Origin of the sequence: Leptospira bandrabouensis (assembly GCF_004770905.1) — a bacterium.
Taxonomy (GTDB): Bacteria; Spirochaetota; Leptospiria; order Leptospirales; family Leptospiraceae; genus Leptospira_A; species Leptospira_A bandrabouensis.
Map to the genome: position 1 here is coordinate 528,904 of NZ_RQHT01000014.1, position 26,288 is coordinate 555,191.

The 26,288-nt window shown below is 36.6% G+C and carries 24 protein-coding genes; 7 read left to right on the forward strand and 17 right to left on the reverse strand.

Going from position 1 to position 26,288, the window contains the following annotated elements; genetic code table 11:
* The first annotated feature begins 1 nt into the window (after position 1).
* Genes EHR07_RS09670 through EHR07_RS09680 form a run of 3 tightly spaced genes read left to right on the forward strand, consistent with a single transcriptional unit; the run spans position 2 to position 2,248 of the window.
* Positions 2 to 1,303 (forward strand): DUF2079 domain-containing protein, encoded by a 1,302-nt coding sequence (locus EHR07_RS09670; RefSeq protein ID WP_135744901.1) that lies wholly within the window; start codon positions 2 to 4, stop codon positions 1,301 to 1,303.
* A gap of 37 nt (positions 1,304 to 1,340) precedes the next feature.
* On the forward strand, positions 1,341 to 1,916 hold the full coding sequence (locus tag EHR07_RS09675) for an LBF_2127 family putative lipoprotein (protein ID WP_135744902.1): 576 nt from the start codon (positions 1,341 to 1,343) through the stop codon (positions 1,914 to 1,916).
* On the forward strand, positions 1,886 to 2,248 hold the full coding sequence (locus EHR07_RS09680; protein ID WP_135744903.1) for a hypothetical protein: 363 nt from the start codon (positions 1,886 to 1,888) through the stop codon (positions 2,246 to 2,248). Before EHR07_RS09675 ends, EHR07_RS09680 begins: the two co-directional genes overlap by 31 nt.
* Here EHR07_RS09680 and EHR07_RS09685 read toward each other — a convergent pair.
* The 5 genes from EHR07_RS09685 to EHR07_RS09705 form a co-directional block, all read right to left on the reverse strand.
* Complete coding sequence (locus EHR07_RS09685) at positions 2,245 to 3,603, reverse strand: TolC family protein (protein ID WP_135744904.1); 1,359 nt, start codon at positions 3,601 to 3,603, stop codon at positions 2,245 to 2,247. The two genes, EHR07_RS09680 and EHR07_RS09685, sit on opposite strands and share 4 nt — an antisense overlap.
* 8 nt (positions 3,604 to 3,611) lie before the next feature.
* Complete coding sequence (locus EHR07_RS09690; RefSeq protein WP_135744905.1) at positions 3,612 to 6,677, reverse strand: ATP-binding cassette domain-containing protein; 3,066 nt, start codon at positions 6,675 to 6,677, stop codon at positions 3,612 to 3,614.
* A 2-nt stretch (positions 6,678 to 6,679) separates the two neighbouring features.
* Positions 6,680 to 7,552 carry a beta-barrel domain-containing protein gene (locus EHR07_RS09695; protein ID WP_244288930.1) on the reverse strand — a complete coding sequence of 291 codons (873 nt, stop codon included), beginning with the start codon at positions 7,550 to 7,552 and terminating at the stop codon, positions 6,680 to 6,682.
* A gap of 223 nt (positions 7,553 to 7,775) precedes the next feature.
* Positions 7,776 to 10,841, reverse strand: coding sequence for a peptidase domain-containing ABC transporter (locus EHR07_RS09700; protein ID WP_135744907.1), 3,066 nt, complete (start codon positions 10,839 to 10,841; stop codon positions 7,776 to 7,778).
* 217 nt (positions 10,842 to 11,058) lie between these two features.
* On the reverse strand, positions 11,059 to 12,240 hold the full coding sequence (locus tag EHR07_RS09705; protein WP_135744908.1) for an acetyl-CoA C-acetyltransferase: 1,182 nt from the start codon (positions 12,238 to 12,240) through the stop codon (positions 11,059 to 11,061).
* An 89-nt stretch (positions 12,241 to 12,329) separates the two neighbouring features.
* Between EHR07_RS09705 and EHR07_RS09710 the strand changes: the two genes are divergently transcribed.
* The gene (locus tag EHR07_RS09710; protein ID WP_135744909.1) at positions 12,330 to 13,727 is read left to right on the forward strand and encodes a DUF6938 domain-containing protein; all 1,398 of its coding nucleotides are present in this window, start codon (positions 12,330 to 12,332) and stop codon (positions 13,725 to 13,727) included.
* 23 nt (positions 13,728 to 13,750) lie between these two features.
* Here EHR07_RS09710 and EHR07_RS09715 read toward each other — a convergent pair whose 3' ends face one another.
* On the reverse strand, positions 13,751 to 14,059 hold the full coding sequence (locus EHR07_RS09715) for an Hpt domain-containing protein (RefSeq protein WP_135744910.1): 309 nt from the start codon (positions 14,057 to 14,059) through the stop codon (positions 13,751 to 13,753).
* Between the two features lie 143 nt (positions 14,060 to 14,202).
* Between EHR07_RS09715 and lpxA the strand changes: the two genes are divergently transcribed.
* Both lpxA and galE read left to right on the forward strand, forming a co-directional pair.
* Entirely contained in the window at positions 14,203 to 15,009 is an 807-nt protein-coding gene (lpxA, locus tag EHR07_RS09720; protein WP_135744911.1) for an acyl-ACP--UDP-N-acetylglucosamine O-acyltransferase, read from the forward strand.
* Positions 15,006 to 15,974: a UDP-glucose 4-epimerase GalE gene (gene galE / locus EHR07_RS09725; RefSeq protein ID WP_135744912.1), complete on the forward strand. Its 969-nt coding sequence runs from the start codon at positions 15,006 to 15,008 to the stop codon at positions 15,972 to 15,974. Before lpxA ends, galE begins: the two co-directional genes overlap by 4 nt.
* Here galE and EHR07_RS09730 read toward each other — a convergent pair.
* From EHR07_RS09730 to EHR07_RS09750, 5 genes are read right to left on the reverse strand one after another with little or no spacing between them, the layout of a single operon-like run.
* On the reverse strand, positions 15,969 to 16,757 hold the full coding sequence (locus tag EHR07_RS09730; protein WP_135744913.1) for a M15 family metallopeptidase: 789 nt from the start codon (positions 16,755 to 16,757) through the stop codon (positions 15,969 to 15,971). The genes galE and EHR07_RS09730 overlap by 6 nt on opposite strands.
* A gap of 26 nt (positions 16,758 to 16,783) precedes the next feature.
* The gene (recG, locus tag EHR07_RS09735) at positions 16,784 to 18,853 is read right to left on the reverse strand and encodes an ATP-dependent DNA helicase RecG (protein ID WP_135744914.1); all 2,070 of its coding nucleotides are present in this window, start codon (positions 18,851 to 18,853) and stop codon (positions 16,784 to 16,786) included.
* Positions 18,850 to 19,248, reverse strand: coding sequence for a hypothetical protein (locus EHR07_RS09740; RefSeq protein WP_135744915.1), 399 nt, complete (start codon positions 19,246 to 19,248; stop codon positions 18,850 to 18,852). Before EHR07_RS09740 ends, recG begins: the two co-directional genes overlap by 4 nt.
* Positions 19,249 to 20,253: a metallophosphoesterase family protein gene (locus EHR07_RS09745; RefSeq protein ID WP_135744916.1), complete on the reverse strand. Its 1,005-nt coding sequence runs from the start codon at positions 20,251 to 20,253 to the stop codon at positions 19,249 to 19,251.
* Positions 20,254 to 20,934, reverse strand: a complete 681-nt coding sequence (locus EHR07_RS09750) for a hypothetical protein (protein ID WP_135744917.1) — start codon at positions 20,932 to 20,934, stop codon at positions 20,254 to 20,256.
* Between the two features lie 57 nt (positions 20,935 to 20,991).
* Here EHR07_RS09750 and EHR07_RS09755 point away from each other — a divergent pair, with 57 nt between their 5' ends.
* Positions 20,992 to 21,993, forward strand: a complete 1,002-nt coding sequence (locus tag EHR07_RS09755) for an NAD(P)H-dependent glycerol-3-phosphate dehydrogenase (RefSeq protein ID WP_135744918.1) — start codon at positions 20,992 to 20,994, stop codon at positions 21,991 to 21,993.
* Here the strand turns inward: EHR07_RS09755 and EHR07_RS09760 are convergent.
* The 6 genes from EHR07_RS09760 to EHR07_RS09785 all read right to left on the reverse strand — a co-directional run bounded on the left by EHR07_RS09760 (position 21,990) and on the right by EHR07_RS09785 (position 26,287).
* Positions 21,990 to 22,394 (reverse strand): MAPEG family protein, encoded by a 405-nt coding sequence (locus EHR07_RS09760; protein WP_135744919.1) that lies wholly within the window; start codon positions 22,392 to 22,394, stop codon positions 21,990 to 21,992. The genes EHR07_RS09755 and EHR07_RS09760 overlap by 4 nt on opposite strands.
* A 126-nt stretch (positions 22,395 to 22,520) precedes the next feature.
* Entirely contained in the window at positions 22,521 to 23,312 is a 792-nt protein-coding gene (locus EHR07_RS09765; protein WP_135744920.1) for an alpha/beta hydrolase family protein, read from the reverse strand.
* A complete protein-coding gene (gene map, locus EHR07_RS09770) occupies positions 23,309 to 24,064 on the reverse strand; it encodes a type I methionyl aminopeptidase (protein WP_135744921.1) in 756 nt (251 codons plus the stop codon). Before map ends, EHR07_RS09765 begins: the two co-directional genes overlap by 4 nt.
* The gene (gene arsS / locus EHR07_RS09775) at positions 24,065 to 25,039 is read right to left on the reverse strand and encodes an arsenosugar biosynthesis radical SAM (seleno)protein ArsS (protein ID WP_135744922.1); all 975 of its coding nucleotides are present in this window, start codon (positions 25,037 to 25,039) and stop codon (positions 24,065 to 24,067) included.
* A gap of 3 nt (positions 25,040 to 25,042) precedes the next feature.
* The gene (locus tag EHR07_RS09780; RefSeq protein WP_100725422.1) at positions 25,043 to 25,381 is read right to left on the reverse strand and encodes an arsenosugar biosynthesis-associated peroxidase-like protein; all 339 of its coding nucleotides are present in this window, start codon (positions 25,379 to 25,381) and stop codon (positions 25,043 to 25,045) included.
* Between the two features lie 129 nt (positions 25,382 to 25,510).
* Positions 25,511 to 26,287 (reverse strand): enoyl-CoA hydratase/isomerase family protein, encoded by a 777-nt coding sequence (locus EHR07_RS09785; protein WP_135744923.1) that lies wholly within the window; start codon positions 26,285 to 26,287, stop codon positions 25,511 to 25,513.
* Between the last annotated feature and the right edge of the window lies 1 nt (position 26,288).

A 26,288-nucleotide genomic window follows, 5' to 3' on the forward strand; every position in this document is an offset into this window, starting at 1 on the left:
AATGAAATCAATTCGGTACCACTTACCTTCCTTTTTTATATGGTTGGTGGTATTTTATTTTTTATCGGAAAGATCTATCTTTCGTTACCTACATATGGGAGCGGGAGTGGATATTGGTCTTTTTGAAAATTTATTCTATAATTTAGTGCATTTGGGAAGTGCGGTGACTGCCCTAGGTGTGGATGGTAACACTCACCATTATTTTGCAGATCATATCAATTGGTTAATATACCCCTTATCCCTGTTATACTATTTGTTTCCGATTATTGAAAGTTTACTGATATTCCAAGCTTTTGTATTGAGTCTCCCTATCCTAATTATTCCATTTTACAAAAAAGAAAAAACTTACCAATGGATTTATCCTTTGCTGTATTCACTATTTCTTCCTATCTATTGGATCCAAATTTTTGATTTCCATCCTGAAGTTTTATGGATCCCACTATTTTTCTTATTTTTTTACTACTGGATAAAAAAATCAAGATATTGGGTTCTCTATTTTATTTTGAGTCTTTTAGTAAAAGAAGAATGTGCTTTGGTTTGGATTATGTTTTCTTTAGTATTACTTCGAACAAACCAAAAAGAAAGTTTATTCATTGGAACTGTATCTTTACTTTATTTTTTGTTTTCTATCTTTCTTTTAAGTAAAATGCAAGATTCTATTTCAAATTTTGCAATGCCAACACATTGGGAACGTTACAAAAATCCAATTGCTGCCTTAAAAGATTTACATTTGTTTCCATATCTATTTTTGTTTTTGAATTTACCTTTTTTATTTTTACAATTTAAAAACAAACTAATCCTTTGTTTGTTACCCTATCTTTTTTATTCTATCCTTTCTTCTTATGAGGTAAATAAAACACCATTCACTCATCACAGCTTTATTGCCGTTCCCATCCTAGTCATCAGCTTTATTGAAACTGTAGAAACTTTAAAAATAAAAACAAAATATTTAGTTTTTATCACTTCTCTATTAGTTTCATTTTTTTTATTTCTTTGGTTTGGCCCCCTTTCCAAAACATATTCTTATAAAAGGGAATTTATGAACCCGGTTTTAACAACAGAAGATGTGATTACACTTCGTAACTTATTGAAAGGTAAATCCATCGTATCGAATATTCCTCAATACCTCTCTAACCGACACCAAGTTCAGTTATTTTTATCTAACAAAACATATTCGGCAGAATATTTTGTATTTTACAAATTCAAAAACCAACCTTCCCCAGTTTTCGTTCCTGCAGGCTACGAGTGGGATATGGAAATAGAAAAACATATTCAAATCTACAAACAAAAGAAAATTGATTGATTCGTTTTTATGAATCCATTACACTGAGCAACTGAAAATGCGAATTCTTACCTACACTATACCGTTTCTATTGTTGATTCATTGTTCCGTAGATTTACGCCAAGTTCCACCGCCTTCCCCCAATGGAAATATGAGCAGATCACAAACGAACTTGCCTTTAGTGATTGGTAAGTTTGAAATTCTTTCCGCCGATAGAGGAGTTTATACAGATGCATGGAGAATGGCTTTTAAAGGTCACCTAACATCTTCTGGAATTTTTCAAACTGTAACCACCGAACTTGATCCTAAAACTACAACCGATTATTATACAATTGATGTAGAAATGAAAACAGATTTCCAAGACAAATACAATTGGTGGTATACTTGGCCTGCATTGTGGCCACTCACAGGAATATGGCCCATCCAATTTAGAGAAGGAGAATATACTGTCGATTTTAAGTATCAATTGTATAAGAATAAATCCCTTATAAAAGAAGAGACCATTACCAAAAAAGGGAATACAGAAGAATTCCTGTATGGGCTTTACAAAGTCAGAAATTTCCACCGTATGATTGAAGAAACAAATTTAGAAGCTGTTCGAACATGTATCCAAAATTTATCAGAATCATTATAATTTTAAATTTAACCAGCTTCGTTGGATGTGTGAGTATTCCCTTTAATCCAACAAACCATACAGAAGATTGTTTGGCTTATTATTATCAAACCAAAAGGCAAGTAACCGAAGTATTTGATGAAAATGTTTTAACACTTGGATTAGTACTCACTCTTTCCCTCATTCATTCCGCATTGTCACCTGTTTTTCTTTTACCGATACTCACAACACCTTATATACATTATAAAAATAAAGTGAAAGCAGATGAAATTTTAGACCAATGGAAAAAAGAAAGATGTGGGGTTGGTGAGTTGAAAAACCAAGAAACTAAAGTCCGTCCAACCGATCTTTAGTTGTTCAAAAATTTCATTGTATCTCCCAAAAGCAGACCTATTTGAAGTCTTAGCTGAATTAGGTCATAGCGGTTTTGGATTTCGTTTCGCATTACATCACGTAGTCGCCTATCGACCGTTTGCAGCTCGATAATAGAAGCAGAACCAGTTTTGTATGCTTTTTCCATAATTTGATAGTTTTCTTCGGCAATACGTTTGCTTTCTCTCGAAATATCATAAAGTTCCACTAAATTGTTATGTTGTTGGATTAATTCAAAAAGATACAATCCAGTGTTTTCTCTTAAAAACTGCGATTGGGATTTGGCTAACTTGATTTCTATTTTTGATTTATCAAATTCATTTTTTGACAACCATCGATTGAATAATGGAAAACGAAATCCGAAATTTCCACCCACATTATAATCCGCATCCGAGGACCTAGCATAGCGACTAAAATCATTCCTACTATAATCGTAAACTTCCATTGAGTTTGCCCAAGTTCCACTCAAACCAGAAAAAGATTCACGGCTAGTTTGATTGTATACATTCACAAAAAAATCAGGTACCCATAACTCATTAAACCGAACCATCTTTTGGATTTCTAAAATCTTCACTTGGTTTATGGTTAAAATAATATCAAAGTTTAGATCGGTTAGATTTTTCTCGTATTCAGCAAGAGTTGTTTCCAAAGGGAGAATTTTATAGTCTCGTTCAGGAATTTGTTTTAAGGCAACATCTTTTAATAGAAACTTTCTTCTGAATATAGATTGGCTCTTTTGTTGGTCTAATTTTGATTTAATAGCATTGTATTTATAGAAAAAATAATCTACTTTTGAGTTTTGTGTTACTAAGTAAGATTCAATTCCTTGTTTATATAGTTTTTGCACCGTCTGGAATTGTTTGTCCGCATCTGATTCATTAGAAAAATCATAATCATAAAATGCCAATAGTTTCAAAGTTTCAGCATATTGAAATGCTTGATCAAATATTTCTTTTTGGTATAAAGCGCGGTATTCTAACAACAATCGCTCATACTCCAATTCTAATATCATATTGGTAAGGACTGTGTTTCCTTGGTCTTGAAAGTTCCAATTTAAATTTAAACTAGTATTCCAGCCTTTTCTATTATATCCATCTCCACGCAAAGCTTCAAAAAAAGGAGAATGTTCTAAATTAACAGATGGTAAATAACGTAAATTTTTGGAATCAATATCCACTTTTTTACGTTCAATTTCCATTTCTTTCAATTTTAATTCGTACGACTTCTCACCAACTAACTTAGGCAAGTCGTAAAAATCTACAGTTTCCGAATACAAACCGGAAACTAAAGAACATAATAAAAAATTAAAAATTATATATAGATAAAAACGAACCACTATGTCAATTATCGGATCGCTTCCTGTTTAGAATGAAGTAATTGGTAAATTCCTCTCTTAGAAAGTAAGTCGCGATGAGTTCCTTTACTTTCCAATTTACCACGTTCCAATACAAAAATTTGATCGTAATTGCGGATTGTATCTAATCTATGTGCGACAGTGATGATAGTCGCACCAGCAAAAACAGTATTTATATGAGACAGAATTCTTGCTTCCGTTTCCTTATCCAAAGAAGCTGTAGGTTCGTCCAACAACAAAAGACTTGGTTTTTGCAAAAATAACCGAGCCAACGATAACCTTTGTTTTTGACCTCCAGAAAATACGAATCCTTTTTCGGATATTTCGGTATCATAACCAAGCGGGAGTTTAACGATATCATCATGTATACAGGCAAGTTTTGCGGCTTCCACTACTTCACTAAGAGTTGCATCTGGTTTGGTGATCGAAATATTTTCACGAACCGTTCCTGAAATTAAAGGATTCTCTTGAAAGATAACTCCAATTTTAGTTCGCAAACTGGGAAGCCAAATCTCATTCAATGAGACTTCATCAATAATAACCTCACCATCTTTCGGTTGATACAATCCTAATATTAATTTTAAAATAGTGGATTTACCACTTCCACTTCGACCAACAAAAGCAACTTTTTTACCAGCCTTTATTGTTAATGATAAATTACGGATACCAGATTCAGGTTTAAGAGTATCATAAGAAAAACTCAAATTCTTAAATTCGATGTTACCTTTAACTTCTGGAAGATCCACCTTAAATAGATTATCCTTATCGGTGATTTCACTATCCAGAGATTCAAAGCTTCTAAGCCGATTCCAAGATATATTTGCCTTTTGAAATTTCAAAAAGTCATCATACAAAGAAACAATTGGATTACGAATATATGCAACTAAACCTACGATCGCATATAAAGTGCCAAGTGTCATTTGATCTTTAAGAATTAAAATACTACCAACTAACATAACGATCACAACCGTTATCTGTTTGAAAAATTCTGTATTCGTAAAAAGTAAATTGGAATAAAATAATTTTTTCCCTTCCGAATTCAATTGAGAGGTAAGTCGTTTTTCAAAATCCCAACGATGTGAATAAGTTGCACCCAAATTTTTGATAGTCTCAAATCCATTTATAGTTTCGATAAAATAACTTAGCGTTTCCGATTTCTTCAACGATTCTTTCTTTGTTTCTTCGACTATCTTAGGCGTTAATGCACGTAAAACCAAAATCTCTGGAAGAATTAACAAAACTATAATCACAAGTAATAATGGAGATAGAAAAAGAAAAATTACAAAGACAATAGAGCTAAAAAGTAAATCAAAGAATTTCATTGCTCCTTGGTCAGAAAAAAAAGAAATAACAGATTCAATTTCCTCCCAACGATTTAAAATTTCCCCTTTCCTGTTCCTCTCAAAGAAAGAAATAGGTAAAGATATTAATTTTACTAAAAACCGAATAGCAATGGTTTGATTGACTCGATTGCTTGTAAAAAAAATTACATTCGATCTGAAATAAGCAAGAAAGGATTGAGAAAAACTAAGTAAAACTACAGCAAAAATTACTGGAATAAAAAATTCTTTGTTCTCTTGCAACAAAACTGCATCGATCAGATATAAATTTACTAAAGGAATAAAAATTTCTAATCCTTTAATCACAAAACTTGCAACGATACCTGCTTTTAAATATTTGCTAGCTGGTAGAAAATACTCTGCGAGTCCAGAAAAGAACCGATTTTTAAGTTCCCATTTAGATTCAGGTTTAATTTTGGGAATAAAATAAATAACGATATCGGAAGATTTCTGCTCCCATTCCTCACGGGAAAGATTTACCTCTCCATATTCTGGATCAAAAATAAGGACTCTTTTTTTCTCAAAGGATTTTAATATTACGTATCTTGAATTTTCAATAAACCCAATCGTTGGAATATTATTTAGTTCAGATTCATGATCTCTCCAGTTAACAAAATAACATTCTCCTTTATTTTCTCCAAAACTACTTTTCCAATGGTTTGGTCTAATATCCGGATCAAAGTCAGGAAAAGTAGGATCTGCATCATAATCGGCAAACGAATATCCCCAATATCGAAGAATCATTTTGCGACAGGCATCACCAGACTGAGCTTTACCGTCTTGAAACAAAAATGGAAATCGAATCTGATTTCTAATTGGTGGTTGAAATTTTTGTTTCGGTAAAAAATGAAACTTGTCTGCTTCATAAATTAATAAAGTTTCAATAGTATCTTCTTCAGAACCATCACCTAAGTTTAGTTTTCTTTCGCTCATAATCGAACGAATGGTAATCAATAAACTTTCTGATTTTTCAAAGAATTCCACTGCATCTTTTGAGGAAAGTTCATATACAAAACTATCCTCAACTGCTGTAACAGTTGCATTTCTTGCTTTTTTTTCCAATACCCCCATTTCACCTAATACGGAGCCTGCTTCAACAAATGAAAAATAATCTTTTTGCCAAGTAGATTTGGTGACTTTGAATCTTCCAGAACGAATAAAAAATAATGAAGAACTTTTAGTTCCTTCCTTTATCAAAATTTGACCCGATGGAATCTTCCGCTTTATAAGTATTTTACATAATTCTTGAATTTCGGAATGAGAAAGTTTTCTGAAATAGGGATGAATTCTTAATTCATCACGAAGTTGGACGTTTTCCTTGTATTCATTCCATATTTTTTTTCTGATGGAATCCGACTCAATGAATTTTAAGAATTGAAGTTGAGGTAATACCCGAACTCTAGAACTTTCTTCTACTTGAAAAATTTGTTTTTTTAACGAATCCGAAGAGAACTCACTGATTCCATAAAATGCCCCTTCCGTTAAGGTCTTTATTAAAAGTTCTTTTTGATTTATCTTTAATTTTACCTGAACTCTTCCCGTTTCTACAATTAAGAGTGGAGTAGGTTCGAATTCATTACCACCTATTCTATCATTTGCAACAAGAGATCTAAATTCAAATAAACTTAGAATTTTTTTTAAATCATTCGAACTGAGTTTGGATAAAAACTCATCCTCAGTAAATGATTTAGGTATTTCTTGTATCTTATTTTTCAATTCTAATTCCTAGGATCAGCAAAACGAAATAATATTTGATATATACTTTTTCTATCTATTACGATATCTGCAACGACCTTCAAACCAGGAAACAATTTGAATTCTTTTCCATCTTGATTCAAATCTTGTGTTCCTAATATTAAAATTACAGAAAAAGAATCCTTTTCCTTTGTATTAGGAATAATTTGTGAAACAGTTCCTTCCACTACGCCAAAATCGTTTTGATGGAATGCTTTTACTTTAATTACTGATGATAAACCTACTCGAACCGCACCAATATCTTTACTACTAACTTCCACAATCGCTTCTAATGGTTGGCCTTCTTCCATTAAAGATGCCACTGTCTGTCCACGAATAATATTTTGCCCTACGTTATTTACAGAAAGTTCACCAATGATACCGGAAAAAGGCATTCGAATAATTGCATTTGCTACTCTTTCTCTTTTTAATTTTGTATCACCTCTAAGACTAGAGATTGTGTTTTCTTCTCTTTGAATTTCGTCTTTTAAATTTCCAAACTCTTCATTAAACTCTAATAAACTTTGGTCATATATAAACTTGGCTCCAACTCCATTTTGAAAGTCCATATATGCTTTTTTTAAACTAACAAATTTGTTTAGGACTCCACCTGACAACGCAGAACCAGAATTATTTTCTAAATTATAAGCTAAGTTTTTTAAAATTTTTTCTGCTTCTTTTTTATTTCTAACTAAACGTTGTAATTTTTTTTCCTCATAATCCAAGTTATTCGTATCTTTCGATAACTCAATTTGTTGTTCTGAAAATTCTAACTCCATAATGGGATCTCCTTTTTTAAGAAAATCCCCTGATTTTACATATAAATTTGTGAGTGTTCCAGTTTCTAAAGCTTCCACCACATGATAGTTTCCTTTCGGTCGAATTGATCCTGTAGCTTGTACAACAACATCAACCTTTCCAAAAACTAAGAACAATACAAAACAAACAAAAAAAGCAGAAATTAAATAGATCCCCTTCCTCTCCCAGTTTGGTGCAGGATGTTTTAATAATTCATCATAATAAGATGCAGAATGTCTTGATTCCCAATTAGAATCAGTCTCTTTTATATTTTTAAATTTTTTAAACATCTTTTTCCCCTTCACTTAAAGTTGGGAATAAGTGATAATAAAATCCTTTTGTTGTAATTAATTCAGCATGAGTTCCCATCTCGACAATCCGCCCTTCATCCAACACTATTATTTTGTCAGCACTGACTGTACTATGTAGTCTATGTGAGATTTGAATCACAGTTCTATCTTGAAATACTGTTTCCCATTGTGATTGGATATGTGATTCTGTTTCAGAATCTAAAGCAGAAGTTGGTTCATCCAAAAATAAAATGCTCGGATTTGTTACAAGAGCTCTTGCAATTGCCAAACGCTGCTTCTGACCTCCAGAAAGTCCTATTCCTGATTCTCCAATTTTTGTTTCATATTTCATTGGAAACCTTTCAACAAAATGGTCAACCGATGCTAACTTTGCACCAGCTAACAAAGATTCTTTATTCAAGGATGGATTTTTTTTAGATAAATTTTCTGAAATACTCCCAGAAAAAAGGATTGGGTGTTGTTCTACCGCACCAAATTGGATTCTAACTTCTTCAGGATCCAATGTGGATAAATCAAAAGAATCAAAAAATACTTTTCCTTTGGTCGGAGTTAACGTTCCCATCATAATTCTCATTAAAGTGGATTTACCGCAACCACTTCGCCCTACAATCGCTATCTTTTCACCAGCTTCGATTTCTAAATGGATATCTGATAGAATTTCAGGACTCGTTTCTGAATATTTAAAACTAATATGATCTAAAGTAATTTTTCCAGATAACCTTGGTAGTTCACCAAACGGACGTTGGCTGACAATTTCCCCTGGTAATGAATATATTTCTGTTAACCGCATCCGTGACTCTCTTAGTTCACTTAGATCTTCATACAAATGACAAAACCGAACAATCGGCTCCATAAGAAGAGAGTATAATACTAAAAAAGCTAAAAAACTTCCAAGTGAAAGTGATTCATCCAGAACATCGCTAACACCAAAGGTAATCACGGCGATAAGTCCAATTTGTTCAAAAAACTTACTCATCAATTGCAAAACATGAACCCGTTTTCCCACTCGCAGATTGGTAAGGATGGTTCTTGCAATTTCATTGAGTCCTTTAGAAAGATATCGACTTTCCATTGCTGACGATTTTATGAGTGGCATTCCAGCAAACAATGACAAGAAAAAGGTAGTTGTTTTCTTTTTAGATTCAAAACTATGTTTTTGTAATTTTTTGATTTTTGCCCCAGACCTTACAACGAACAACGAATAAACGATTACAAACAGTATGCCTATAAAAGATAAGCTACTATCTAAACGAAATAAAATAAAAAGATAAATTGGCAAAGTCACCAAATCTAAAATCAAAAACAAACCAGACCTTTGCGTAATTTCTAAGATCTTCTGGTTTTCTTTTAACCTTTGCGTAAAATCACCAGTTTCAAATTTTCTAAATTCGGGTAAGGTAAGATTGAGTATATGTTGGAAAAATCTAACAAAATAGTTATACTCCAGACTTTGCATAAGTCCGATTGAAATCAGGTTTTTAAATAAAGAGAATAATGTTTGAAAAAAGATAGAAATACCGACTCCAGTCACTAAGGTGAACAAAAAATTTCTGTCTGAAAAAACCAATACTTGGTCCACCACCTGACGAATCAGATACGGCAATGATAAAGTTAAGATGGCAGAAAGTATCGTTGCCACCAAAATCCAACGAATTTCAGTACGTTTCGGGCTAAACAAAGTTCGGAGTTCTTTAAAAAAACTAATCAAACTGACATCAGCAGACATTGTTGCCGGTGCCGGAGAAAATTGTAATACAACTCCATCCCATATTTGCAGAAACTCTGAAATGGGAAGTTCGTAAACGCCCTTGATAGGATGCGAGATAAGGACTGCATCTAATTCCGAGTCATACAAATACAACAAACAAGGAACACTTTCGTCATCGGTAATAAAAACAGGATTTTCTAATTCGATCAATTGTTCTTGTGACAAATGTTGTTGTTTGGTTAAGAATCCTAACTTCTCTAATTCAATTGCTAATTCAAAAATTCCGGGAACAATATTTCGATTTAATTCATTTTTAATTCTTATTTTCCAATTGTTAGGAAGAGATTTATCATAGGTTCGAAGGGAAAGTTCGCTACATACAAGTCCCACTAAGGTGAGTTGGTCAGTTGTAACCTGTTCAATATATTTTTTTTTAGTTCCCTTTCTAATTTCGAATCGCTTCGAAACAAAGGGTCGGATTGTGTTCTCTTCTTTTTCTTTTGCCTTGTATGTCGAATAACGCAGTAAACGTGATTGAACAATTTCTTCTAACTTGTTCCCTTTTTCAACTCCAATTACCTTACGGAAAATAGAACCAGGAATTTTATATAAATCGGAATCTTCTGAAGCAACAGCACTCGCCAATCGTTTCTGTTGTTTGAATATAGCAATTTCACCTAGAATATCTCCCGACCGCATAATGGAGATTATTTTCCTTGGATTTTCTGTTCTGATCTGAATTTTTCCAGATCGAACAATATAAGCGGCATCTCCCTCTTCACCTTCTGCAAAAATAAAATCCCCTTGAGTTACTTTTACTAACTGAATGGACTTAAGTATAAGTTTAATCTCTTCAGGAGAAAGTTCCTCAAAAAAACTAAGTTTACGAACATAATGAAACTTTTCTTGTTCTTCTTCTCTATGTTTTGCTTTTTCCGCAATTTCTGGATGAGATTCAACTAACTTTAAAAAACGAGAGGCCGGGAGTAATAAAACGATAGAAGGCTCTAGTGCATAATAATCATGTTTAGAAGGGGTTTTGGTGAGTGTAATTCTTTCTCCTATCGATTCGCCAACTTCAACAAATGCATACCTCCCTAAACTTAGGTCTTGTTTGTTTTGTTTCATTCCAAATCGACCAGTTAATACAAAATGTATGTATTCAGGTAATTCATTGGCTTTGATTAAATGTTGTCCCAATCGAACAAAACGTACTTCGATAAATGGGAGTAGGCTTTCCCGTTCTGCTTCGTCTAATTCCGCAAGTAAGTAATTACTGCGAAATACGGTGCGGATTTTTTCAAGATTTCGCCTAACTTCAGAATGCATTTATTTATCCGCTATCATTAGGATTCGAAGCACAGGGAAGGTCCATATCCAAAAGATATTTGGATCCATGCGCTACTATTAACATCGACGTAAATCGACTGAGTCCTAAGCGGATATTGGTTTTTTACTTTCGAGAAGTCCTCAAACCTCCCCAAGGCAAATCCGCATTAGGGAAGGTGAGACACTGACAACTCGAAAGATTTCTAAACTTGTGGATTTAAGCTTTTGGGTTTTCTAGAACAATAGCAATCCCTTGGCCACCGCCAATACAAAGGGAAGCTACTCCGTATTTTACTCCTCGTCTTTGCATCTCTAATGCAAGTGTTAAGGTCACACGGTTTCCAGAAGCTCCGAGTGGATGTCCGATCGCAACGGCTCCCCCATTGACATTGGTAATTTTTGGATCTAGTCCTAGTTCTTTTTGAACGGCTAAATACTGTGCGGCAAACGCTTCGTTTACTTCCACAAGACCAACGTCTTTCAAACTAATTCCAGCTTTTTGTAAAGCAGCTGGGATCGCAACGGCAGGACCAATTCCCATCTTAGCAGGATCACAACCTGCATGTCCCCAAGACTTCACAATCGCCAAAGGTTCTTTTCCTAATTTTTTTGCTTGAGAAGCAGAAGCTATGATCATTGCAGAAGCACCATCATTGATACCGGATGCGTTTCCTGCAGTGACAGTTCCATCTTTTTTGAACGCAGGTTTCAATGTTGCTAATTTTGTAGCACCAGCTTTTCCTTTGATGAACTCATCTTTATCAAATACAATTGGATTTTTCCCATTGATTGTAATGGCATGAATCTCTTCTTTTAAGATACCTTTGTTCGTTGCTTCTTCTGCTCTTTCTTGAGAAGTTGCCGCCCAAAGATCTTGTTCTTCTCTTGAGATTTTGTATTGGTCACTTAAGTTCTCAGCAGTCATACCCATTGGAAGTTCTACATAAATATCTGTTAAACCAGTGGCCAATGAATCTTCAAATTCGGAATTTCCATAACGAACACCAAATCTTGCATTACGAACCACATAAGGCGCGTTACTCATGGATTCAACACCACCAGCAAGAACGGTATGTGCTTCTCCCAACATAATTTTTTTGGCAGCTTGGATGACGGCTTCCATTCCAGAACCGCAAAGTCGATTCAGTGTGAGTGCGGGGCTTGCAATCGGAACTCCAGATTTTAAACCAATATGTCGTGCTAAATAAATTCCATCTTTGCCTGTGGGAATGACATTGCCAAAAATACTTTCTTCTATGAGAGATGGGTCCACTCCAGTTTTTTGAAGTGCTGCTTTGGAGACTTCTACTCCAAGATCCACGGCACTCATATCTTTGAGAGTTCCGCCAAAACTACCGAATGCAGATCTAAGTCCGCCCAATATATAAACTTGTTCCATAGATACCAGAAATAGGCAAATTTAGTCACCTGTCAGCTAAGAATTGAAATTTCACTTGAAAGAGATTCCAAGATCGATAGACTTCCCACATGAATCGAGAACCCATGTTCGGCCTGGAAACCGGCTTTTTATCGAAACAAACCGCAGGTCTCATTCGAGGAATCCTTCAAAAACGGTATTCTATCGGTAACACTTCAGTTTCTTTGTTTTCCTCCCCATCGCCTCTGTATCCAGGTTTGGAACTTATCTCTGACAAGGGACCAAATCCCATCCAAAAACGATTGGTTGTGGGAAGTATTCGTATGGGTTACGGCCACCACCGCATGGCCCTCGCTGTATATTCACATTCCTTAAAAAAACAAATTCCTACGTACTTACATGACCTACTTGCGATAGACTCTCCAGAAGCAAAAGCAATCGCAGACATTGATTCTGGTTATAGCTATTTTTCTAGACTGAGTGCCGAAATTGGTGGGCCTGTGGAATGGCTTTGGGGTGCACTTATGTCCCAAGGAAACCTAACTTCTTTAGAACTCTCTTGCCAGTTAGCAGAATTATACAAAGGGCTTATGAATGGAATTCCGAAAGACTCTCCGATCATCACCACATACCCGTTAAATGGTCAAATAGCAGTGGCTTCCGGATTTCAAAAAACAATCCATCTCATTTGTGATAACTATCCGCAATATTATTTACTTGTACCAGGTGCACTTAACTTAGTGCAATCGCCTTCCGCCTATACAAAGTTTATCCAGATGGGTGTTCCTAAAGAAAATCTTGCCGTTGCAGGTCATTGGGTATCGGAAGATGTTGTTTCCAATGCTGTAACTGATTGTGAAAATCGTGTGCGAAGGATTGATTCGAAAAAATGCAGGAGGTATCTGATACCGATCGGCGGAGCTGGTGCTCAGAAAGGTTACATCTTAGATTTAATTCGACTTTCCAAAAAACTTCTACAGAATAAAAAAGCAGTGTTTTGGATCAACACTGGTGATCACCCCAAAGTATTAAAATCTATAGAATCATTTCTTATCGTTCAAAAAATTCCTTATTTATCGATCGATAATTGGGATGATCTAATTCATTTTATCGAACGTCATCCATTACGTTCTGAAGATCATGAAAACAATCCACCTGTAGTTTTGTTTCATTTTCCATCTCATACAGAAGCTTTTTCTGCTACCGATAAACTCATTCGTATTACAGATGTCCTTGTGACTAAACCATCAGAACTTGCTTTTTATCCAGTCCCCAAACTTTTTATTCGCCGAGTGGGTGACCATGAAGCAGCCTCTGTGGTACGCTCCTTAGAACTTGGGGAAGGTACAGTGGAATGCAGGGAAGTTACTCACGCTAAAGAACTCATCCATATTTTTACAGAATCAGATGATTTATTACTCAGAATGAACGAGTCTGTGATTCGAAATACAATCGAAGGAGTCTATAATGGAAGTAAGGCGGCAGTTGAAATGTCAGCCGCAAACTAAACGAAGGAACTGAAGTAGAGTTTTTAAGTAGAAAACTTTTTTTCTAATTCTTGTCTGGTGGATTCCCAAATGGCAGCGATCTTTTTTCCTTCTTCTACAGAAGAATCAATTTCGCCGGTTTTTGCAAAACCTTCCGCTTTGATCACCACTTCTGAAAGTGCGGCCAAACCAAAATTGGCAGCCACTCCTTTGATTTGGTGTAACTCCGCCTGCAAATCCTTAGGTTCTTTTGATACCAAAAGCCTACCTAAATTTTCAACCCGAGTTGCCATATTTTCCAAAAGAGATACGATCATCTCTTTTAACCAGGCCTGATCCTCCGGATCGTTCATATCCACTAAAGATTCTATACGTGACCAATCTATAAGCAAGTTACACCACCCAATCAAAAGTAAACAGACTAAGAAAAGCGTGTAAATTACATTTTAAAAAATCATTTGCAGGTCTTCGGAATCGGTTTTTTTTGTAAAACACTATGAAAATTCACCCCACTGCCATCATCGATCCGAAGGCGGAACTCCATGAGTCCGTAGAAGTTGGACCTTTTTGTATCATTGAAAAAGATGTCAAAATCGGCGAAGGAACCGTCATTGAATCCCACGTTAAGATCCTATCTGGAACTCGCATTGGTAAGTTCAATAAACTATCTTCTGGGGGAAGTTACGGCGGATTACCACAAGATTTAGCCTTCAAACCGGAAACCAAAACCTACTTAGAGATTGGTGACCACAACCACATGCGTGAAAACGTCATTTTCCACCGAGGAACTGTAGAAGGAAAAGCTACAGTCATTGGTAACCATAACTATCTTATGGGTAACGTTCATATTGCCCATGATGTGATTGTAGGTGACCACAACATTATGGTCCAAAACACAATGCTTGCAGGCCACGTGGTCATCGGTCATAAAGTTTTTATTTCCGGATCCGTTGGGGTTCACCAATTTGTACGAGTTTCTGATTATGCAATGTTAGCTGGTCTTACCAAAGTTGTGAAAGATGTCCCTCCTTATGCTACAGTAGATGGACACCCAGGTGCCGTAGTGAGTTTAAACGTAGTGGGAATGAAACGTGCAGGAATTTCAGCGGACGTTCGTTTGGCCATTAAACGGGTATATAAAACCATTTACCATAGTGGGCTCAACACCAAACAAGCGCTTACCGAACTTAAAAAAGATCCAAACCCAGCACCGGAAGTTCAAAAAATTATCGAATTCTTTGAAACTAGCAAACGTGGAGTAGTCGATCACCGATTTGTTTCAGGTGGATCTGACGAAGAATGAGAATTCTCGTCACCGGGGGAGCCGGTTATATTGGAAGCCATATTGTATTAGAGCTCATGGAACTTGGCCATGAGATTCTTATTGTAGATGACATGCAAAAAGGAAACGAAGCCAATTTGTTTCCTGGAAATGAATTCATCAAAGGGGAAATCCAAAATCCAGATATTTTAAAACAAGCATTTGCAAAAAAAGTAGATGCTGTTTTTCACTTTGCCGCTTGGAAAGCTGCAGGTGAATCCATGACAGACCCACTTAAGTATACAATGAATAACTTAAATGGAACCTTTACTTTGTTAGATGCAATGGTAAAATACGGATGTCAGTATTTTGTATTTTCCTCTTCTGCGGCCGTTTATGGAGCACCAAAATACCTTCCTATCGATGAAAAACATCCACTAAATCCTGAAAACTACTACGGATATACAAAGTTATGTATTGAAGAAAACTTGGAATGGTTTGATAAACTAAAAGGTTTAAAATCAGCTCGATTGCGTTATTTCAATGCAGCAGGTTATGATCCCAAAGGTAGAATCAATGGAATTGAAAAAACGCCTGCCAATTTGTTACCGATCATCATGGAAGTTGCTTCAGGGATTCGTAATGGTTACGAAATTTTTGGGACAGATTATGATACAGAAGATGGAACTTGTGTTCGTGATTACATCCATGTTTCTGATTTAGCAAAAGCCCATGTTTTGGCACTAAACTACATCATGTCGAAAAATGAAAGTTTGACGGTAAATTTAGGTTCGGAATCTGGATATTCAGTGAAAGAAATGGCTGACCTTTCAGAAAAAGTAGTTGGAAAAACCATTCCTCACAAAACGGGCCCTAGGCGAGCAGGAGATCCTGCAAAACTTTTAGCATCTTCCGCAAAAGCTAGAGAACTTCTCCATTGGAAACCTGTTTATAGTGATGCAGAAACTCTACTTTCGAGCATGTGGAATCTGTATAAAAACTTATAAAGAAGGGATTTTAATTTTTTCGCAATCCGGGTTTATGGAACTTACATAATCCAAAGCCCGGTCTCCGAGAACCTCAGCCCCTAAAAAACTTCCAGTTAATTGAATTTCTCCGGTTGTAAATCCTTTGATCCATTCTTTAGTGAGTTTATTGGAAACCGGAGCATAAGACCAGTGCCATTTTTCTTCTTGGTAACCTTTATTATTTCTTGTCGATAAACTACTGTAAGGTTGACAGAATCCATATTTTGCAGCATTTTGTTTTAGCCAATCATAAAGAATTTTACCTTTTCCATTTTCTTCAAAATAGGCATTATCCAAAGCATTGATATCAAAATCAGTTCCCCAGTGGTGGCGAGAAGTTCCTGGTGCACTAGAAAATTCTAAAATCAAATTGGTAATTTCTTCTGGCGTTTTTCCTTTAATCGGCGAACGCATTACTTTTTTACCCGTGAATTTAGATTCCCAAATTCCTTTTTGATGATTAAAATTACGAAAAGAAGATACTAAAAAAATATGTTGTTTGTATGAAGATGGTTTTGAATCTTCAAAATCGTTAATCATTTGGTGAAGTGCTTTTTTCACATCTGGTCGAAGGAAATGATCTTTTCCATTTTCTTCCAGTATAACTGGCGCTAGTGGCCCTGGAGAATTGAATTTCCCTGTTAAGTAGGATTTTTTTTCTATACCCAAATACAAATCAGGTTCGGTTGTTTTAACTGGTTTTTCACCGCAAACTAAAAATAAAGAAACAAATAACAAGGTTATGTATTTAGTTCGTAACATAATTAGGTTCATTAAAAAATTAAGGACTAATTCGCAAATAAAAATTTGCCTTCACTGAATCTTGTACTCAATTCTGCGATTTCACTCGGATCATCCAAAGGAAAGGAAGAAGCATCTTCTTTGGCTTCATCAAGTAAACTACGATCGGTCACTAAATCGGCAATTTTAAACTCAGGTAAACCACTTTGTTTAACTCCAAGAAGTTCCCCTGGTCCCCGAATCGCCAAATCCTTTTCGGCTAAATAATAGCCATCATTGGAAGTGACAAGTGCTTCCAAACGATCCCTTCCTTCGTCACTGATAAAATCACCCGTCATCAATATACAAAAACTTTCAATATCACTTCTTCCTACGCGACCACGTAACTGGTGTAATTGGGAAATTCCAAACCGATCCGCATGTTCGACTACTAAAATGGTAGCATTGGGAACATCCACTCCCACTTCCACCACAGTGGTTGTGACAAGGATTTGGATTTCTCCCGATTTGAATTTTTCCATCACCAATTCTTTTTCGGCACTTTTCATTTTCCCATGTAACAAACCAATTTTCAAATCAGGAAATACATTCGTTCTTAAGTTTTCATAAGCAACTGTACAAGATTCTAAATCTACCTTTTCCGATTCTTCCACTAACGGATAAACAATATAACATTGTCTACCTGAACTTACATATTTACGAATCGAATTGTAAACGCCAGTCCTTCGATCTTCCTTGTACCAACGAGTGTCAATGGGTTTACGCCCTTTGGGTTTAGTTTTGATATTAACTAAAGTTAAATCTCCATACAAAGTAAGACAAAGTGTTCGAGGAATTGGTGTGGCCGTCATCGCCAAAATATCAGGATTTTTCCCTTTGGATCGAATGGTTTCTCTTTGGTCGACACCGAACTTATGTTGTTCATCAATCACAACAAGTCCAAGATCAGAAAAAACTACATCTTCTTGTAATAAAGAATGAGTTCCAATGATGATATTGGATTCACCAGCTTTGATTCTTGCCAATTTTTCCAATCGAATTTTTTTATTCTCACCACCAAGCAGTAGTTCAATGCCAAGAAAAGGCATATTCCCCATAAATTTATAAATGGTTTGGTAATGTTGGCGGGCCAAAATTTCCGTTGGTGCTAAAAAAACCACTTGGATATGGTTATCGATATAATGAAGACCAATGAGTAAGGCTGTTATGGTTTTTCCAGAGCCCACATCCCCTTGTAATAAAAAAGCGGAGGGAGAATCCGAACTAGTTTGAGATAAAATGGTATTTACGGCAATTTTTTGATCTTCCGTCAATTCGAAGGGAAGATTTTTTTCCAAATTTTCCCTGGAAGGAGATTTTGGAAGTGGCCAAAGCATACGTTTAATTTTTTGCCTTTCTCTTTGTTTGTAAAGAAGGAGTCTTTGAAAATAAAAAAACTCTTCGTAAGCAAATCGTTTCCGTGCAATTTGTACGGCTTCCATTGTCTCAGGGAAATGAATTTCATGGAAGGCTTTATCTCGACCAAGTAACTCTCGTTTTTTGACAAGTTTCTGTGGTAGGTTTTCCGTGATACTTCCACCTTCCAAAACCTGATGTATCAATTTACGTAATCCCTTGGAATCAAGGCCCTCTTCTTTCAGTGCTTCTGTGGACGGATAAAGGGGAATGATACGACCTGCATGGATGGAATCTTCTGGATCATCTTTATCAGATAAAAATTCATACTCAGGATGAACGATTTGGTAACCTTTGAAGTATTCTAGTTTTCCTGAGATCACAACCTTTCTATCAACGGCAAAGATCTTATGAAAAAAATTCACACCACGAAAAAATACTAAATTGATACGTTCATTGTTTAAGGTTCTAAATCCAACGTGTAACCTACTTTTTTTTCCATGAACAATATAACTATCAGCGATGGTTCCAAGGAGAGTGACCACATCCCCTTGTTTTAAAATAATATCTTTTGTAAAGTTACGATCCAAATAACGACGTGGAAAATAAGTAAGGAGTTCAAAAAAAGTTGAGATTCCATGTTCCAAAAGAATGGTTCTTCGTTTAGGTCCAATTCCTTTAAGAGAAGATAAACTTTGTGATAAATCAAGTCCCGGTTTCATAATTCATCCGTGGGGGTCGGTGGCCCAAATCCATTGTCACTAGAAGAAGAATCTGTTTTATTTTTTTCAGAATCCAAAATCAAATAACAGTATTTACATCCGTAAATTTGTGCCTGTTTTTTCCCCTCACTATTTGTATAAGCAGAAATAGCAGCGTATAAAAATTCGTTTTTGTTGAGTACTGTTCCACAAACAGGACATAGGCGAAGCCTGGGTAAATTCGGATCTTTTTCTTTTCCGTATACTTTTCTTGGATCCCCAACTCGTAAGTTACCTTCTCTTGCGAGACGTTCCTTTTCTTTTTTATCTAAACTTTGGTTGTCAACCGCAGAGAGAGCATACAAAAAAAATGCAACCGTAAATAGGACACCACAGATCGTTAGAAAGGTGACCATCTAATTACCTCGGATATAATCTTCGGAACTCACTGTGGAAATCGGGTTTTGTGAAATTAACTTCAATTCTTTTTCAGAACAATCCACTTCAATCAGAGTATGCCAATTTTCTCCTCGCAATTGACAAAGATTAGATTGAACTACTTTTTTCCCTTCCATAAGAATTTCGGCAAAATATCCACCTTCTTGAAATCCATGTAAAGAGTCCACAGCACCAAAGTTAGATGGGTTGATAAAAACAGTATTTCTTGTTTTTTTGATTCCTTGGTCTTCGTGTACATGACCGGAAACCACAAGAGAAGGAGACTCATCATCCAAATAACGACGAATCCCTTGGCTTCCACATTTCCCAACTCCAGGAATGTTATCGAAATAACCATAAGCAGGATTATGAATCCAACAAATGTCGGGGAGTTCTTCTCGAAAAAAATCTTCTGGTTCACTATAGTTTTTTCCGTTCTTTGTGTACTCATGAAAAACAACAGTTAGTTTCTCAGGGATTCCAGAAGTCCAAATGGGAGCTCCCCCATAACCTGACACTTTTAAATTTGCAAATTCAAAACTTTTTCTATGAACTTCGCGTTGGTATAATTCGGTATATTGTAAATCTAAATCATAATTTCCCGGCAAACAGTAAACAGGCGACTTTGCGTATTTAATGATTAGTTTTTCGATGATCTCATATTTTTCTTTCATCGTTTTGGCAGCGAGTTTATACAAGTCACGATACTTTTGCGATTTTTCTACAATGGCCGTCGAATACTTTTCTGGAAAACGAATGGCATGTGTTGTAAAATCAAAAGGAGTGGAATCGTCTTTTCGTTCCGTTAACAAATAATATAACTCTTCTTGGACTCCACAAAAATCGATGATACGATCAAAAGAAAAAAAAGCCTTATAAATAATATCTCCGGAAAACATATACAAATCTGCCGCAGTGGTTTGCAGAATTCGTTTTAGACCATGAAGTCCATCATGGATATCCGTTAGATAAATGATTTTCATTTATTCATTTTCCCATAGTAACATCTGAATATCTCGATCCTCTTCGATATAATCGATCTTTAAATATTCAGGTCCAAAAAAATCAACAAGAGGTTTTAGAATGGTGGATGATCTTACAAATATATACAATTCGTTGTTGTCACCAATGATGTATTGGATATCAATTTTACCAGCAATGGAAGGAACCAAATTCAAAAAATAATTCAAATCAAAAAGAATTTCCCATTGTAGGCCTGTAATTGATAAAATATGAGGGGCAGCATTTAAGATGGATTCAAATACCTTTTTTTTGTGAAAAGGATCTACTTTTCCAAACCACCTAACAAAGTCAAAACGTCTCGGTTTTGTATCCCAAACTCGATATCCAACAATCTTTAACCGAGCTTTGTTGTCTTTGACCGATACTGGTTTCAAACGTACCCGGTAGTGAATGGATTCTACTTTCAAAAAACGAGCAATCCATAACCATCCCATTCGGTAAACTCCGGTCAGTATGACTTCACCCTTGGCAGAAGAGACATCCAAACTCTCTAAGTCTGGATCCTCAGCAATGATCTCGGTGGCTATGACCTTTCGTAAGCTACCTAAAAGTAAGGTAACCTTATAATTACTCTTTGGGACCACTTTGGGTGGCAAAAAGAGATTCAGTGGATTGAAACGGAGAAGATCCGTTAAAAGCATATTTTAATTTTTATTTTCTATTGCCTTTTTGGAAAGCAGATTTAAAATACAGACCTCATGAAGATTGGTATCATAGGCGCCGGAAGTTTTGGCACTGCACTAGGTAGTATTTTAGCGGACAAGGGTTATGACGTGACCCTTTGGACTCGAAGTAAGGATCAAGCAAGATCCATAACTGAAAATCATATGAATACCAAACATATGCCCGATTTGGTACTCCCAGAGAAATTAAAAGCGGATACCAATCTTGTCCATGTTGTCAAAGACAAAGATATGATTGTTTCGGCTCCCCCAAGCCATGCACTCTCGGGGATTCTGAAAGAAATTAAAGACCATATTCCACCCAAAGTGCCGATTGTGTCTGCCTCCAAGGGGATCGAAAACGAAAGCCTACGGCTTGTTTCCGAAATTTTTGAATCCGAACTTCCTGGACAATTCCACTCGCAGCTTTCTTATCTCTCTGGACCCAGCTTTGCCAAAGAAATGGTGAAACGAGTTCCCACCATTGTTTCCATTGCGTCCAAAAACGAAGCCACCGCCAAACGAGTGCAAGAGATCTTTAGTTTTACTTACTTCCGAACTTATTGGACCCCCGATGTGGTTGGAGTTGAAGTGGGTGGTGCTTTAAAAAACGTCATCGCGATTGCTGCAGGTGTTGCCGACGGACTTGGGTTTGGCCAAAATACAAGAGCTGCTCTCATCACACGCGGGTTAAACGAGATCACAAGGATGGGAATCAAAATGGGAGCTGATCCCATGACTTTCCTTGGGCCATCGGGAATGGGAGATTTGGTTCTCACCTGTTGTGGGGAAGGATCCAGAAATCGGACAGTTGGCTTTCGTTTGGGTAAAGGTGAAAAACTAAAAGATATTTTAGCTTCTATGAACGAAGTTGCAGAAGGTGTCAAAACCACACTTTCTGCAAAAAATCTTTCTGACAAACTGGGTGTGGAAATGGCCATCACCCAAGAAGTCTATCGAATGTTATACGAAGATAAAGATCCGAAAGAAGTAGTCAAAGCGCTTATGAGTCGCGACCTCAAACGGGAAGGTGTCTAAACAAGGCGAACCAGAAGAACGATATAGGTTACAATTTGAATCATATAAAATGTAAATCTGGTATTAACAGCCAATACGCTAGTTGATGTTAGATGAGTGAGGGATTGTAATATCCTTGCTCCTAAAATCACAAGGCCGGCTTGGTTGGCAAAACTATCAATTTTTCCGAAACTTGCCGTTAAAAATACAACCGTTAAAAAAAGTGGAAGATTTTCCAAACTGTTGAGATGGGCGCGGTTCAATCTCCAATTAAAATCGGAACCATGTTGGATCCCAGCTGGAAATTCATTTGATTTCTTTTTTCCAAGTAATACCAAAATACTTCGATACGTAGTCAAAAAGACACCAAGTCCCAAAGTCCATAACGCAAATCCAATGAGTGTATAGTAAATAGTTTCCACAAATCCTCCTTTTGTATCAGAACCAAATCATCTTAGCTCTAAAGATACAGGTGGAAATTCTAAATGACTCTAGTTCATTTGTAAACGAATTAAATGAAATTCTTGGATGGATCTGAATGCTTTCTTTTAAAATCCAATCTTTTGGATTTGTTTCCAGACGGTAAGCCAGGAAGTAGAAAAAAAATGGTCGGGAGCTTCTGGGATTTCGAAACAGTTTAATCCGTTCTCTTTTGCAAAACAAGTTGTGAATTCTTTGGGGAACCACTTGTCCTCTCTCGGTAAGAAGATATTGTAGTTAGTTCGTTTTTGAAGTAGAGTTGGATCTACCACAAATCCAGGTAAAAAAAGATTCTTTAAAAATAGAGATAAATCATCTAATCGGATCCGAGAGTTTTGAACGGGAACATTCAGATGGTCGACCTCTCCCGTATCTAACCAATCAGATTTTGATAGAGTCTCTAATATTTGTTTGTTGGGAGACAAATCATCGGACAGTTCCGGTAAAAGAAGGAGACGACTAAACTCTTCGATAGAACCTGATTCGTACAAATATCGAAGGCTAAGAACACTATCCAAAATGGGAGATAGTAAAAATAATTTTTGAAAAGGAACTTCTTTGGCATACATCATCAGGGCTGCCCCGCCCCCACTATGCCCAATTCCATACAATTCTTTGTTTTTGTATCCAGATTTTGTTAAATAGGCATCTAACAATTGTATGGCTGTTTTGGGGTCATAATTCCCTTGGGAATTTCCATGGGAAGGAGGATTGAACTTGATCAGCCGAAGGCCCAATGTCTCCAGTTCACCATCGCGAATCCGAAAAGATCTAGCATTGCCACCAGTACTCGGCCAAAGGACAAGGACACCTCTAACATTTTCCTCAGAAGCACCTGATTCGATGATTTCTAAAGTCAAAGTGTGGCGATGATGGGTTTTCCATTTTGGACAATGACAGTATGTTCACATTGTGCCACATAACTGAGTTCCCCGCGACGGTTACTTGCCACGAGTGTCCAACCATCTTCTTCTTCGTAAGCGGTTTGGCTTCCTGTAGATATAAAAGATTCGATGGCAAGGACAAGGCCGTTCCCCAATTTTCTTTGGTCACGTTTTTCTTCATAAACCAAAACTTGTGGTTCTTCATGGAGTTTTTTTCCCGTACCGTGACCTGCTAAATTTTTAATCACAGTAAATCCATTTTCCACGGCAGCGGAATGAATTTCTCTTCCAATGTTTCGCAAATAATTTCCGGTAAACGCCTGTTTTGTGGCTCGCATCGTTCCTTCAATCGCTGTTTCACACAACTTATGAAGTGTTTCGTTTGCATTTCCCACAACAAAAGAAATTCCTGTGTCTGCATAATAACCATCCAGTTTGGCAGAAACGTCAATATTGATTAAATCTCCATTTTTTAAGATGGTATCTTGTTTAGGAATTCCATGGGCAATTTCAAAATTGGTACTGATACAGGTAAATCCGGGAAATTTGTAATCATACTTAGGAGCAGAAAAGGCACCGGCTTTTTCAAATTCCAGTTTGGCAATGTTGTCTAGTTCCAAAGTGGAGACTCCTGGTTTAGCGAGTAGTTTTAAAAGTTCGCGAACCTTTGCGACAAACTTACCTGCTTTTAAAATTCCCTGAAGGTCTTTTTCATTTTGAATCGACATCTAAACAATCTCCCCACCACAACTAGATCCTGCACCAGCAGTACATCCGTAACAATGATTTGCTACTACGATTTCTCGGCTCAGGTAAGTTGGCAAATCGAAATCCTTGATATGTTTTACTTCTCTCGATTTCAAATCTAACATTTGATTGAAGTCACAATCATACACAGAACCATCATATCCTACGGAAATTTGGTCCAAACACATAAGCCCTGCCACAGTGGCGGGATTGTATGCATTGACTAAAGTTTCCATATACATTTCAAATTTTCCGGCTCTTACCAAAGATCCAAGGAACCGATTGATGGGAAGATTATTGATACAAAACAATTTGTTAAAAACAATTCCATACTTTTTAAATAAAGTATCCTTATATTCTTTTTCCAACTGCACTTGTCCCGAACTTAAAAAAAGTCCATTGGGATTATACACTAAGTTGATTGGAAGTGTGGTCCCATAACCGAGTGCATTTAACTTCTTTAAGGCGGTGATAGACTTTTGAAATACACCTTTTCCTCTTTGGTTGTCTGTGGTATTTTCCAAAACAGAAGGAAGAGAAGATACAAGTTCAACCTTATGAGTCACTAAAAAATCATACAACCACTCGTAACCTGGCTCTTCTAAAATCGTTAAATTACAACGATCCATCACCCGTTTTCCTAATTTACGTACCTCTTCGACAAGGTATTTAAAATTCGGATTTCCTTCGGGTGCACCACCTGTTATATCAACGGTTTCTATTTCTGGGATTTTTGAAATTAATTCCAAACATAGATCTACTGTGGCCCGGTCCATCACCTCGGTGCGGATAGGTGATGCATCCACATGGCAATGTCGACAGGCCTGGTTACACCAACGTCCCACATTGATTTGGAAAACCTTTAGAGATCTTGCAGGGATGGATTTCCCAACAGTTTCATGAAATGGTTTCCCACTATACGAACGTAAGGTGGTCTGTTGTTCCGTTACATTCATAAACTAAAAAGAAAGTTCATCAATTTTGTTTTGCATTTGGACACTATGAACCAAATTGATTCCAGCAGCCATTGCTGCTGCGACATGAACGGCTTCATTCATCTGTGCTTCATCGGCACCTTTTTGGAGTGAAGTGGTGGTATAGGCATCAATACAGTACGGGCATTTGAGCGCATGAGCCACAGCCAGAGCAATCAGGGCTTTTTCTCTTTCGGTCAGTGCACCTTCCGCCATCACTGCATTGTAATATCCGAAAAATTTATCCGCAAGAGCAGGATTGGTTCTTCCAATTTCTCCAAACTTTCCTAGATCTTTTGCGTTGTAATAATGATTTTCTGACATAAATAAACTCCTTATCGTTAGACTTTTGAATGTGATGATAGAGTCAACGGGCTAGTTTTAGGAAACTTACGTCCAACACAGAATTTTACTCAAAATGTCGAAACAATCAAACAAAGTACGAACCTAAATTCAAGTACTGAACTTAGGCCGGCGTTTTTCGATCAGTGATAAAAATCCTTCCTGTCCATCAGGAGACAAAATGACTTTTGTAAATAGGTCAGCATCAATTTGGAATAAAGATTCCATTGTTTTTCTATACGGTTCGCGTAAGGCAGTTTTCATCCCACGGCTGGAATTGTTTGTGAGTTTGGAAAGAGATTCGGCAAATTTCAACGATTCACCAAACAATGTTTCGGCGCTAAACAATTCATCCACTAGACCAATTTCTTTGGCTTCAGGACCTTTGATTTGTTTGCCTGTGAATAAAAGATCACGTGTAACTTTTACACCCACCAAGTCTTGTAAAACAATGGTAGGTATTGATGGAAAGTTGAGTCCCACAATAGCTTCGGAAAAACCAATCCTTGCCCCTTTGTCCACCATGAACCGGTAATCAGAGAACAATGCAAACACTGCTCCCGCCGCCATACAATGTCCGTTGACTACAGCAATCGTAGGAACAGGAAAGTGAAAATAAGTTTGCGCGGTTCTTAACAACTGTTCAACGGATTTACGAACATCGGATTCTGTTTTTCCATACATGAGAGTGGGTTCAATCCCATTGGAAAAAAACTGTGTTTGTGCGGATGTAAAAAGCAAAACACGCAAATTGGGATTTTTTGCGTGTTTGTTTAAGATTTGTTCGAATAATACAAAGGCTTCGAAATCGAAAGTGTTCTTTTCATTCGACTGCATCTTGATTTCCAAGATGCGGTCTCCATGAAAGATCTCTGCAAAAGGAGTCATA